Consider the following 12,487-nt stretch of genomic DNA (forward strand, 5'->3'; position numbering starts at 1 on the left):
CCTTTTCCTTAGACGGACACTGGGCGAAAGAAGCATAGCTTGAGTTGTGAGGCGGGCTGGTGCAAGCACGGCGAGCATGAGGGGTTGATTAACTGCCCATAACAATGGCGATATAGACGCCTGAAAAAACAGAGGGCGTCACAATGTTGCTTGCCACATTGATCCATCGTGCCAGTTTGCCTTGCCCACAAGTGAGCCCTGACCAAGCGGCGCAATTACTCAAGCAGCATTATGGCCTTGATGGTTCCTTGCAGTCATTGGGTAGCCAACAAGACGTCAACTACAAGATCGACAGCGAGCGTGGCCGGTTTGTTCTGAAAATCAGCCGGGGCGATTACGCCGCCATTGAATTACAGGCCCAGCATGCCGCCCTCAAGGACCTGCAGGGACGCGAGCACCTACGTGTACCGAAGGTCATCCAGAGCCTCAAGGGTGACGAACTGCTGACGGTAAGCCTCGATGACCAAACCCTGCATCTGCGGCTGTTGGAGTATATCGACGGCCGGCCCCTGACCGATTTGCCGCACCTGAGCAGCGAAGTGATCCAAGGCTTCGGAGCGCTGTGCGGGCGGATGAGCCAGGCCCTGGCGGGCTTCGAACACCCGGGCCTGGAGCGTACCCTGCAGTGGGACCCGCGCCATGCACAGGAACTGATCACCCATTTGTTGACGACTCTGCAGGATCTGCCTCAGCGCGCCGCCCTGGCACAGGTGGCCCGGCAGGTCGAAGCGTACGTGAAGCCTCTGGCGCAACGGTTGCCATGGCAGGCGGTGCACATGGACATCACTGACGACAATGTCGTGTGGCAGCGCGACGCCCAGCGGCATTGGCAATGCCAGGGCGTGATTGATTTCGGTGATCTGGTGCACACATGGCGCATTGCCGACCTGTCAGTCACCTGCGCGGCGCTGCTGCACCATGCCGAAGGGGACCCTTTTGCCATTTTGCCGGCGATCCAGGCGTGCCACGCAATCACGCCGTTGCAACGCGAAGAGCTGCAAGTGCTATGGCCGTTGATCGTCGCCCGTGCGGCGGTGCTGGTACTGAGCAGCGAACAGCAGCAACGCCTGGACCCGGACAATGCCTACCTGTTGAAAAACGCCGAGCACGAGTGGGAAATATTCCATGTGGCGACATCGGTACCGTTCGAGTTGATGGAGGCCGCGATCTTCCGTTGCGTCGGTGACACGCTGCCGACGATTGCCGAGCAGGACTTCGCCCCTTTGCTGCCGGGCCTGGTAGGCCGTGAGTTTGCGTTGATCGACCTGGGCGTACTCAGCCCGCATTTCGAGGCCGGCAACTGGGAAGTGCCGGGTATCGACCAGCGGCTGCTGGATGAGGCGGCGGCGGTGCATGGGCTGGCGGCCAGCCGATATGGGCAGTACCGGTTGTCGCGCACGCGCCCCGACAGCGCCGCCGAGCCGGAAACCTTTGCCCTGCATGTGGAGCTGCATCTTCCCCATGGCAGTGTCGTACAAGCGCCTTTTGCCGGGACATTGCACGCGGGCGCTGACGGTCTAGTGTGTTTGCAGGGGGCGCCATTGAGCCTGCGTTTATGGGGCGTGAAGTCGCAGTTGACGCCTGGCTCGGCACTGGTCAAAGGGCAGGTCCTGGGGCAAGTGCAGGCGCCGCTCACGGTTCAGTTGTGCCGGGCGGAGCTTGAGCCGCCGTTGTTTTGCACGCCCTCCAGGGCGCCGGCCTGGCAGGCGCTTTGCCCCTCACCCGCAACGCTGTTGGGCCTGGCCTGTGATGCCGAGCCGGAACTGGACCCCGAAGCCCTGCTGGCGCGACGTGACGCCAGTTTCGCGCGTTCTCAGAAGCACTATTACGTAGACCCGCCGCGCATCGAGCGGGGTTGGCGCAACCACCTGATCGACATGCAGGGCCGTTCCTACCTGGACATGCTCAACAACGTGGCGGTGCTGGGCCATGGTCACCCGCGCATGGCCGCAGTGGCGGCGCGGCAATGGTCGTTGCTCAATACCAACTCGCGCTTTCACTACGCGGCGATTGCCGAGTTTTCTGAACGTTTGCTGGCGCTGGCGCCGGATGGCATGGACCGGGTATTCCTGGTCAATAGCGGCACCGAGGCCAACGACCTGGCGATCCGCCTGGCATGGGCCTACAGCGGCGGGCGCGACATGCTCAGCGTGCTGGAGGCGTACCACGGTTGGTCGGTGGCGGCGGATGCGGTGTCCACCTCGATTGCCGACAACCCCCAGGCATTGAGCAGCCGCCCGGATTGGGTGCACCCGGTGACCGCACCGAATACCTATCGAGGTGAGTTCCGCGGGCCGGACAGCGCGCCAGATTACGTGCGAAGCGTGGAGCATAGCTTGGCGAAAATCGCCGCGAGCAAACGCCAGTTGGCGGGTTTCATTTGCGAGCCGGTGTACGGCAATGCCGGTGGCATTTCCCTGCCGCCGGGCTATTTGCAGCAGGTGTATGGCCTGGTACGTGCCCAGGGTGGTGTGTGTATCGCCGATGAGGTGCAAGTGGGCTACGGCCGCATGGGGCATTTTTTCTGGGGCTTTGAGGAGCAGGGCGTGGTGCCGGACATCATCACCATGGCCAAAGGCATGGGCAACGGCCAACCGCTGGGTGCGGTAATCACCCGACGGGAGATCGCCGAAGCGCTGGAGGCCGAGGGCTATTTCTTCTCGTCGGCAGGGGGGAGCCCGGTCAGTTGCCGTATCGGCATGGCGGTACTGGATGTGATGGAGGAAGAAAAGCTGTGGGAAAACGCCCAGGTAGTGGGAGGGCATTTCAAGGCTCGCCTGGAGGCATTGATCGACCGTCACCCATTGGTAGGGGCTGTTCACGGCTCTGGGTTCTATCTGGGATTGGAGCTGGTTCGTGATCGGCATACCTTGGAGCCCGCCACTTTCGAGACCGCGCTGTTGTGCGATCGTCTGCGCGAGCTGGGCATCTTCATGCAGCCGACCGGCGACTATCTCAACATCTTGAAGATCAAGCCGCCGATGGTCACGTCCAGGCGCAGCGTGGATTTCTTCGTCGACATGCTGTCGAAGGTGCTGGATGAGCAATTGTAGATAGCCGATTTTTATCGACCAATTTATGTAATGTTTTCCTTGTATGATCTTTTGTTGCTTTTAAAGCCGATTTTTATCCGCTATAAAGTCGGCCATTCCCCCATTCGGAGTCCTGAACGCCATGACCACCCTGCACAGCACACCTCGCGCCGATGGCTTCTATATGCCCGCCGAATGGGCGCCACAGACCCAAACCTGGATGATCTGGCCCGAGCGTCCGGACAACTGGCGCCTGGGCGGCAAACCGGCGCAGGCGGCTCATGTGGCGGTGGCCAAGGCGATTGCGCGTTTTGAGCCGGTGACCGTTGCTGTTTCCGCCGGCCAGTACGAAAACGCCCGCGCACGTTTGGATGTGCCCAATATCCGTGTCGTGGAAATGTCCAGCGACGACGCCTGGGTGCGAGACACCGGCCCGACTTTTGTCATCAACAACAGCGGTGAGGTGCGTGGGGTTAACTGGGACTTCAACGCCTGGGGCGGTTTTGACGGAGGGTTGTATGCGCCGTGGAACCGTGACTCGCAGGTGGGCGGCAAGATCCTGGAGATTGAGCGCGCATCGCGTTACCGCACCGAAGGGTTCGTGCTGGAAGGCGGTTCTATCCATGTCGACGGCGAAGGCACGCTGATCACCACCGAAGAATGCCTGCTGAACCGTAATCGCAACCCGCATCTGGATCGCGCGGCCATCGAGTCCGTGCTGAGCGCCAATCTGGCTGTGGATAAGATCATCTGGCTGCCGGACGGTCTGTTCAACGACGAAACCGACGGCCATGTGGATAACTTCTGCTGCTACGTACGCCCAGGCGAAGTGCTGCTGGCCTGGACCGACGACCCGCAAGACCCGAACTATGCGCGCTGCCACGCGGCCATGGATGTGCTGCAAAGTAGCACTGACGCACAGGGACGCTCGTTCATCGTGCACAAAATGCCGATCCCGGGGCCGCTGTTCGCCACCGAGGAAGAGTGCGCAGGCGTGGACCCGGTGGATGGCAGCCAGGAGCGTAACCCGAGCGTTCGGTTGGCCGGTTCCTATGTCAACTTCCTGATCGTCAACGGCGGCATCATCGCGCCGAGCTTTGACGATCCGATGGACGGCCAGGCCAGGACTATCCTGCAGCACCTGTTCCCGCAGCACGAAGTGGTGATGGTGCCGGGCCGTGAACTGTTACTGGGTGGCGGTAATATCCATTGCCTGACCCAACAACAGCCCGCCCCGCACAAAAACTGAGTGCAGTTGTAACAGCGCTTGCAGCAGCGCTGCGCGCTACCTCTTTAGAGCGCCCATAGCAAGCCCGCGGCCCAGCAAGGTCGCGGGCTTTTTTATGCTCTAAAGCCTGCTAACACGGGACTTTGGCATAGCTCTTGTATCGGTGTTGTCACCGTGATCAAGGTTTGATGACTGCGCAGTTCTGTCATAAACCTTGAGTAAGTTAGCCGCTCACGCAGTAGGAGAGAGCGCTGAAATGAATGCCGATATCAACCTGATCTACACGCGCCCGTTCCACCCGACGCGGGTCAACGGTGATGCGATCCACGCATTGGCGCTGTGGTTGAAGGCAAATGGTCCGCGACCAGCCAGGCGGGCAGACCTGCGCAGCGTGGTGATGCAGCGCTATCCGGTGGGGTTGTTCAGTGACGATGAAGTGCAAGCATTGTGTGAGTTATTGAAGAACTGAAGAGCGCCACGCGCAACTGCCGGTTTGCGCATACCCATCCACGGTGGGCGCAGTAGGACGCTGCTTAGAATTATTTCGCCTAAATACAGACGATTCACGAAATTGACACATAGTTCAACGGGCGCATAGGATTGCGCCCAACGCCTGTGGCTAACCGCCATGACTTACTCCAATAAAAAAAGGCCCGCGGCAGTTCAGTCGTCCGCGGGCCTTCTTTTTTCCGGAAAAAGCCGACACCAGAAAAGCAACACGGAGCCTGGTGTCACAGCGCGTACTCAACCAGTAATAAGGAATATAAGAATATGTTGAAGCAACGGATGAGTCTGATTGCTCTGGGGATTTTGAGCGCATCGACAGCCATGGCAAACGACCAGGAGCAATCCAAGGGTTTTGTTGACGACAGCCACCTGAACATTGCTGCCCGTAACGCCTACATCAGCCGCGACTACAAAAACGGCAAGCAAGACAAAGCCGAATGGGGCCAAGGCTTCATCGGCAAGTTCGAGTCCGGTTTCACCCAAGGCACCGTCGGTGTGGGTGTGGACGTGATCGGCCAGTACGCCATTCGCCTGGACGGTGGCAAAGGCCGTAGCGGCGCTGGCGGTATCGACTTCTTCAAACAAGGCGACAGCGGCGAAGCCGCCAACGACCTGGCCAAGGGTGGCGCAGCCGTCAAGGCGCGCATCTCCAATACCGTGATCAAATACGGTCAGCAGATGCCAGCCGTACCGGTCCTGGAGTACGACAACTCCCGTCTGTTGTCGGAAACCTTTGAAGGCACCTCGATCGTTTCCAAAGAGATCGCCGGCCTGCAACTGGACGCCGGTCACTTCACCAAGGAAGCGCGCAAGAGCGCCGAAGGCAGCGACAGTGGCCGCCTGAAAAGCATCGATTACATCGGTGGTAGCTACAAATTCACCGAAAGCCTGTCGGCTGCACTGTATGCCTCCAACATGCAGGACGTGCTGAAGAAGCAATACGTCAACGTCAACTACGTGCTGGCCCTGCCAGAGAAACAGTCCCTGACGTTTGACTTCAACGGCTACAAAACCAAGCTGGACCGCAGCTTCGCCCTGGAAAACCAAGGTGATGCGGACGCTCGCGACAACAAGATCTGGAGCCTGGGCGCTACCTGGGCTGTCGGCCCGCACAGCTTCACCGTCGCTCACCAGCGTAGCACCGGCGACACCGGCTACCTGTACGGCGGCTACCGCAACGCCGGCGGCATCGGCGACGGTGGCAACACCATCCTGCTGGCCAACTCCTACTGGTCTGACTTCAACGGCAAGGACGAGCGTTCCTGGCAGGTTGGCTACGGCATCGACTTCGCCACCTTCGGCGTACCGGGCCTGACCTACAACGTTGCCTACGTACGCGGTACCAACATCGACGACGGTAGCAACCGTGGCGACGGCACCGAGCGTGAAATCTGGAACCAGTTCAAGTACGTCGTACAGAGCGGCCCAGCCAAAGACCTGAGCCTGCGTGCGCGTGCGTCCTGGTTGCGCGTCTCCAACAACGCCAGCAACTACAACGTAGGCGGTAACGAAATCCGTCTGTTCGCCGACTACCCGATCAACGTTTTCTGATTGATCGCAAGTCGCGCCTGATCCCAGGCGATAAAAACCCCGACTGGTTCGGGGTTTTTTTATGTGCAGGCGATCACTTATCGGGTGCGTGTCGGGCGTGGTCATCCCGAGGCGAACGCCCGAAAAAAGCCTTATAGGCCCGGCTGAACGCTGCCTCGGACTCATAGCCCACCGCAAACCCAACCTCGCCGATGCGACCTCCCTGCCGAGAAAGCATGGTTTTTGCCAAGGTCAGCCGCCACTCATTCTGATAGCGCAACGGTGAGCGCCCGACCAACGTACTGAACCGCTCGCAGAAATTGGAACGCGACATGCCGGCAACTTCCGCCAGCGCATCAATGCGCCACTGCTGGCCGGGCGTTGCGTGGATAGCCCGCAGCGCCCGGGCGATGCGCGCATCCGATAACCCGCCGAGCCATCCCGACGCACCACCCTGTTGAACCCAGGTGCGCAGGATGCGAATTACCACCAGATCGATCAGGCGCGAAATCATCAACGCACCGCCGGGCTGCGTGTCATGGGCTTCGAGCAACATGAAATGCAGAATACCTTCGGCCCAGGCCGCCGCTTCGGTTTGTCGGATGTGGATCAACTGCGGCAGGGCAAACAGCATCGCCTGGAAACTGCTTGCATCGAACCAGAATCGGCAGACCACCACCGTGGCCGGCCCACTGCATGCCGTAATCCTGATACCTGTGGGGTCGTGAGGGAGTAGCAGGACATCGCCCTGTTCCAGCATCACCGGTGCTTGACCACCGCTCTCCAGTTGCAACCCGCCTTGCTGGACTACGCAGATATGCGCGCTCTTTTCATCAAGCTTGAGCGGCTGCCCGATGGTCAGCTCAGAGGCATAAACGCGGTCGCCCGTCAGACGAATCTGCGCCAGTACCTGAGACAGAAGGTCGCCCTTGGCCAGGCCCTCCAACTGCATTTCCGGATGAATGATCAAATGTTCGAGGGGATTGGTCATGTCTGCACGGCCACGCCTTCAATAAGCTGATTCCCGGATCATAACGCGCCGAGGCGATCTGGATGAGCGTTTCCAGCGCAGGTCGTTTATGCACATCTTCCAATCACACGGGAAACGCAAAATGTTCGGAATCTCCACCCTCGGCTGGATCCACACCCTCGGCAGCCTGCCCGCCATTCCACTGGCGGCCTACATGTTCATCCGCTGCGGGCGCATCGTTCCCCGCTCAACACCGGGCAGGTTCTATCTGGCATCGATGCTGATCGTTGCCTTCAGCGTGTTCCTGGTCGCCAAACAACCGGTCAGCAACCTCATTGGCGTCATCACGATTGCCTTGCTCGTGGCCGGTTATGGCGTTGCGCACCTGGCCTGGCTGGGCCGTGCGCGGATTTATCTGGAAACCATCTTCCTGAGCCTGACGGCGTTTTTCCTGATGGTGCCGACGGTGTCCGAGACATTGCGTCGGGTGCCTGATGGTCATCCTTTTGTTACCGATTTGAAATCGCCGGTGCTGATTGGTGCGCAAGCGGGGATAGCGCTGGTGCTTGTTATCGGCGTTACTGTGCAGATGATCTACTTGCGCAGGAGAGGGGGGCGGGTTGCTTGATTGTCTGTCGAGTATGAGTCGTGTGTGGGGGGGGGGGGTGGGCCTTGCGCAGAAAATAGGCAGGAATCCACCGGAAGCAGCCGTTTTCAACCAGTCGCCGGAACAATACGGCTGCTTCACCCAACCTCTTCTCGTATCATCAGCGCCTTCGCATCTGGAACGAACTGTGTGAAATCGCTAACTGGAAAAACTCCGGCTGCCCCTGATGGGACGAAGTGGGACGTAGGCGAGGCTGTCAATCAGCTCTCGTGGGACGACTTGCGCATCATCAAGACGCTCAGTGATTGCGGCAATCGTTCGGCTACAGCCAAGAAGCTTGGCATCAACGTATCCACCGTTTCGCGCCGAGTTGCTCAAGTCGAGCGAACACTCGGCATCGCGCTGTTCGATCACCGCAAATCCGGGTATCTGCTCACCGCCGAGGGCGCTGAATTGCGAGCACTTGCCGAGCGAGTGGAGTTGGATATCGTCAGCGTCACGCGGCGTGTTTCACGTTCAGGCCAGGGCCCTCTGGGCAAACTTCGAATTACCACCAGCGACTCGCTGCTGCTGTACTTCTTCACCCCCATCATCGCGGATTTCAAAGCCCTGAACGAGGGCATCACCATCGAGGTGCTGGTGGGCAATGAAACCCTCAGCCTCGCCCGGGATGAATCGGATATCGCGATTCGAGCGACCAGAAAACCTGCGGAAAGCCTGGTGGGACGCAAGCTGGCGAATATTGCCTGGGCACCTTACTGCTGCGCCAAACAGGTGACTGCCGCGCCCCTTTTCGAAGAGGGCCAGGCATGGGTGTCATACTCAGCAGCGCTCTTCGGTTTGAAGGCGACAAGCTATGTCGAAAACCGAGTCGCTGCTGAGCGCATCGCGTACCGCACCGATTCAGTTGCAGCAGCAAGCGCTGCAATTGCGGCGGGTCTGGGGTTTGGATTCCTTCCCTGCATGTTGGGCGACATAACTCCAGGGTTGGTACGCGCCGGCCCGGTGGTGCCAGAGCTTCAGGATGAGTTGTGGTTGCTGACTCACCAGGACATTCGAAAATCGTGGCGAGTCAAAGCATTCATGACCTTCTGCGCCGCTGCCGTGGCCAGTCAAAAGCCCTTGGTCGAGGGGCAGTTGATACTCCCGGTCGTCTAGATCGAAACCGGGAGTGCAACTCAGATGTCTCGGGCGCCAATCACGGCTTTGCACACGATCTCAATCAACTGCTGGCGCTGGGCAAGTCTCGACACCCCAATGATATTGCTCGCGCACTGCGGCCGCTCAGTGCCATAGGCCGCCTTGCGCACTTTGCCGACCACGGCAAACGCAGCGTCCATATCCAGCACATAAAGGGTTTCCTCGACAACATCTTGCAGAGTGGCGCCATACAAGGCGAGCAGCTTCGAAATGTTGTCATAAGAGACCCGCATCTGCTCTCCCATCGAAGAGAAATCACTGGGCTTACCGTCGGCGTTCAGCGGCGCCGGGGCTACCTGGTTACCTTCCTCGTCATGGTTGAATTGACCTGATACGTAGATCTCGTTTCCCACCCGCCGTGCCTGCGGATAGCCATATGCCTCCTCCCAGGAAACGCCCCAGTAGGCGGTCTGCTTGTTGAACGGTTGTGACGCTGCCATTGCATTCTCCTGCACATGACGGATCGGCTTGATCCGAATGGGTGGGCGAATGCTAACAGCGCGATCGCGTGGGTGATGGCGCATAAATGAGCCAATACAGGCGCAAAAGTGCGCCACCAGGAAGCGTCTTGATTGGTTATCTTTTGCTCGCCCTCAAGCCATGACGCTGAGGAGTGCGCTCATGGCTACGGTGATGCCTGCAAGGTGCGGGACCCGAGACGTGTGCGATAGAACTTCATCCAAGCCGAAAGGAAAACAAAAAATGAGCAATCCTAAAACTGAAGTCCTGACTCCGCTGAACAGCCAACTGATCTTCATCGATCAGCAGCCCCAGATGGCTTTCGGCGTTCAGAGCATTGACCGGCAAACGCTGAAAAACAATAGCGTTGCCTTGGCCAAGGCCGCGAAGATTTTTAATGTCCCCACCACCTTCACCACGGTTGAGACAGAAAGCTTCTCAGGTCACACCTACCCTGAGCTACTCGCTGTATTCCCGGACGCTCCGCTGCTGGAGCGCACCTCCATGAATTCCTGGGATGATCAGAAAGTACGCGACGCCCTCAAGAGAAATGGTCGCAACAAGATCATCGTCTCCGGCTTGTGGACCGAGGTATGCAACACCACCTTCGCCCTGTCGGCAATGAACGATGCCGGCTATGAAATCTATATGGTTGCAGACGCCTCCGGCGGCACCACCAAAGAAGCCCACGATTACGCCATGCAGCGCATGATCCAGGCCGGCGTGGTACCGGTAACCTGGCAGCAGGTGCTGCTGGAATGGCAGCGGGACTGGAAGAACCGCGACACCTACGACGCCGTAATGGAACTGGTCAAGGAACATTCTGGCGCCTATGGCATGGGCGTCGACTACGCCTACACCATGGTGCACAAGGCGCCTGAGCGCGTTCAGCATGGCCCTACTTTGGCGCCTGTCGCTGCATCTGTCTGAGCCATCGCCAGCCCCTGCCCTGGGGGCTGTTCACAGACTTGCGAAGGGTGCGCAGTCGACTGAACCGAGTCAAACGAGCCTGGCCTGGAACCTCTGGGGGTTTCCAGTGCCCAGTGCTGTTCGAGTCAGGCGCTTGCACCCGGTTACCCGGATTAATAGATGTGTATGAACATGGACAAATCTACCGTGCTTGCGACTCTCACACTGGCTTCGACAGAACCGCTCAAATCCTGGCAGATCAGCACTGCCAAACAACTGATGCTGGGCAGACTGGATACCGGCATTTCAGTGACTGAACTCGCTGAAGCCTGCGCATTGTCGCGCAGTCACTTCACCCGCCTGTTCAAGGAAAGCACCCGGATGCCCCCGCAGCGATGGCTGCGTGAACAGCGGGTCATGAAGAGCAGAGAGTTATTGAAGACTTCCACGATGTTGCTCACAGAGATCGCGCTGGAATGCGGCTTCAGCGATCAATCTCACTTCTGCCGTACCTTCGTGAAAACTGTAGGCATGACACCGACGGCTTGGCAGCGACAGGCAGTCTGCCCGACTCCGGTCGTGGCTTGAGACGGTAAGGCACCCGAAGACATTCAAAAGTGAGGAAAACCATGAAAATTCTCTACACCGCAGTCGCCACCGCAACCGGTGGTCGTGATGGCCGGGCCATCTCCAGCGACAACAACCTTGACGTGAAACTGGCCACTCCGAAGGAGTTGGGTGGCGCCGGTGGTGAGGCCACCAACCCTGAGCAACTGTTCGCCGCCGGTTACTCGGCCTGCTTCATCAGTGCACTGAAATTCGTCGCCGGCCAGAGCAAACGCAGCATTCCGGTCGACGCCACGATCACGGCGCAGGTCGGCATTGGCCAGATCCCAGGCGGCTTTGGCCTGGATATCGACCTGAACATCAACCTGCCGGGCCTGGAGCAAGCCGATGCACACGCGTTGGTGGAGGCGGCCCATCAAGTGTGCCCGTATTCCAACGCCACCCGTGGCAACGTCGATGTGCGTTTGCACGTCACCGTCTAACTTTCCGAGATCTACGCCTCGCCGCTGCGCGCTACCACTGAGCAGTTGAAAGGCCTGCCAGCTGGCTTTCAAATAGCGTTACCTACCTTGCAGGTACGGCGCCATCAAGCTGGCAAACCACTCGATGAACGCACTGAGGCGGCGAGAGCGTTGGCGACGATCCGGATACAGTACAGACACGGTCATCGACGGTGGCCGGTAAGCTGCCAGCACTTCCACCAACTCGCCGCTATCGAGCAAATGCTGCACATCGAACAACGGCACCTGAATCAAGCCGAGCCCTGTGCGGCATGCGGTGATATAGCTTTCCGCACTATTGACCACCAAGCGACAGGGCAGTGGCAACGAATGCCGGGCGCCGTCGAGACAGTATTCCCACTGAGTCTCCTGCCCGCTCGATCCCGCCTCATAGCCGATGCATACATGCCGCTCCTGTAACTCGGCAAGATCGGTGGGTACGCCAAACTCGCTCAGGTAAGCGGGACTGGCGCAGTTGATCATCAACACCTGCCCTAACGGTTTCACTACCAGGCTGCTGCTCTGCGGCGTGCCGAAACGAATCACACAATCGACGCCCTCCTGCACCAGGTCTATCGCCCGGTCAGTGGAACCCAGGCCCAGTTGCAGGTGCGGGTAACGCTGGAGAAAATCGGGCAGCGCAGGAATGAGCAGGCGCCGGGCGATACGACTGGGCACATCGACCTCCAGGCGCCCCATCACCTGCTCTTGATGGGTGTGGAACAGTTGGTCGATCTCATCGATCTCGACTAATACCTGACGTGCGCGCTGCAGTAACTGGCTGCCATCGGTGGTGAACGACACCTTACGCGTGGTGCGGTGCAGCAAGCGCGTTCCGGTATTGGCTTCCAATTGTTGAATCGCCGCCGATACCGTGGCACGCGGCAGTTTCAGCAGGCGTGCGGCCTGGATGAAGCTGCCGAGCTCAGCCACCTGAACGAAAATTTGGTACTGTTCGATGCGGTCCATGGGTTATCA

Annotated in this window: 12 protein-coding genes; 9 read left to right on the forward strand and 3 right to left on the reverse strand. The window is 59.2% G+C overall.

The annotated features are described in order from the left end of the window. The first annotated feature begins 143 nt into the window (after positions 1-143). The 4 genes from C9383_RS22695 (at position 144) to C9383_RS22710 (ending at position 6,318) form a co-directional block, all read left to right on the forward strand. A complete protein-coding gene (locus C9383_RS22695) occupies positions 144-3,053 on the forward strand; it encodes an aminotransferase (protein WP_090367461.1) in 2,910 nt (969 codons plus the stop codon). Between the two features lie 121 nt (positions 3,054-3,174). Next, the gene (aguA, locus tag C9383_RS22700; RefSeq protein ID WP_090367459.1) at positions 3,175-4,281 is read left to right on the forward strand and encodes an agmatine deiminase; all 1,107 of its coding nucleotides are present in this window, start codon (positions 3,175-3,177) and stop codon (positions 4,279-4,281) included. 235 nt (positions 4,282-4,516) lie between these two features. After that, complete coding sequence (locus C9383_RS22705; RefSeq protein WP_090367457.1) at positions 4,517-4,729, forward strand: hypothetical protein; 213 nt, start codon at positions 4,517-4,519, stop codon at positions 4,727-4,729. 302 nt (positions 4,730-5,031) lie between these two features. Beyond that, positions 5,032-6,318, forward strand: coding sequence for an OprD family porin (locus tag C9383_RS22710; protein WP_090367454.1), 1,287 nt, complete (start codon positions 5,032-5,034; stop codon positions 6,316-6,318). 73 nt (positions 6,319-6,391) lie between these two features. Here C9383_RS22710 and C9383_RS22715 read toward each other — a convergent pair whose 3' ends face one another. Further along, complete coding sequence (locus tag C9383_RS22715; protein WP_090367452.1) at positions 6,392-7,288, reverse strand: AraC family transcriptional regulator; 897 nt, start codon at positions 7,286-7,288, stop codon at positions 6,392-6,394. A gap of 121 nt (positions 7,289-7,409) precedes the next feature. On the opposite strand from C9383_RS22715, the gene C9383_RS22720 reads away from it, so the two are divergent. Both C9383_RS22720 and C9383_RS22725 read left to right on the forward strand, forming a co-directional pair. Next, positions 7,410-7,895 (forward strand): hypothetical protein, encoded by a 486-nt coding sequence (locus C9383_RS22720; protein WP_090367450.1) that lies wholly within the window; start codon positions 7,410-7,412, stop codon positions 7,893-7,895. A gap of 168 nt (positions 7,896-8,063) precedes the next feature. Beyond that, positions 8,064-9,032 (forward strand): LysR family transcriptional regulator, encoded by a 969-nt coding sequence (locus tag C9383_RS22725; protein WP_174554026.1) that lies wholly within the window; start codon positions 8,064-8,066, stop codon positions 9,030-9,032. A gap of 20 nt (positions 9,033-9,052) precedes the next feature. Here the strand turns inward: C9383_RS22725 and C9383_RS22730 are convergent, their stop codons facing one another. Next, positions 9,053-9,514, reverse strand: coding sequence for a RidA family protein (locus C9383_RS22730; protein WP_090367448.1), 462 nt, complete (start codon positions 9,512-9,514; stop codon positions 9,053-9,055). Between the two features lie 262 nt (positions 9,515-9,776). Here C9383_RS22730 and C9383_RS22735 point away from each other — a divergent pair, with 262 nt between their 5' ends. From C9383_RS22735 to C9383_RS22745, 3 genes are all read left to right on the forward strand, one after another. After that, entirely contained in the window at positions 9,777-10,463 is a 687-nt protein-coding gene (locus C9383_RS22735) for a hydrolase (RefSeq protein ID WP_090367446.1), read from the forward strand. A gap of 165 nt (positions 10,464-10,628) precedes the next feature. Further along, the gene (locus tag C9383_RS22740; RefSeq protein ID WP_090372275.1) at positions 10,629-11,030 is read left to right on the forward strand and encodes a helix-turn-helix domain-containing protein; all 402 of its coding nucleotides are present in this window, start codon (positions 10,629-10,631) and stop codon (positions 11,028-11,030) included. A 41-nt stretch (positions 11,031-11,071) separates the two neighbouring features. Beyond that, the gene (locus C9383_RS22745; RefSeq protein WP_090367444.1) at positions 11,072-11,491 is read left to right on the forward strand and encodes an organic hydroperoxide resistance protein; all 420 of its coding nucleotides are present in this window, start codon (positions 11,072-11,074) and stop codon (positions 11,489-11,491) included. 78 nt (positions 11,492-11,569) lie between these two features. Here C9383_RS22745 and C9383_RS22750 read toward each other — a convergent pair whose 3' ends face one another. Next, positions 11,570-12,478 (reverse strand): LysR family transcriptional regulator, encoded by a 909-nt coding sequence (locus C9383_RS22750; RefSeq protein WP_090367442.1) that lies wholly within the window; start codon positions 12,476-12,478, stop codon positions 11,570-11,572. Positions 12,479-12,487: the final 9 nt, after the last annotated feature.

Source organism: Pseudomonas palleroniana (genome assembly GCF_003031675.1).
In the GTDB taxonomy this organism is placed as follows: Bacteria; Pseudomonadota; Gammaproteobacteria; order Pseudomonadales; family Pseudomonadaceae; genus Aquipseudomonas; species Aquipseudomonas palleroniana.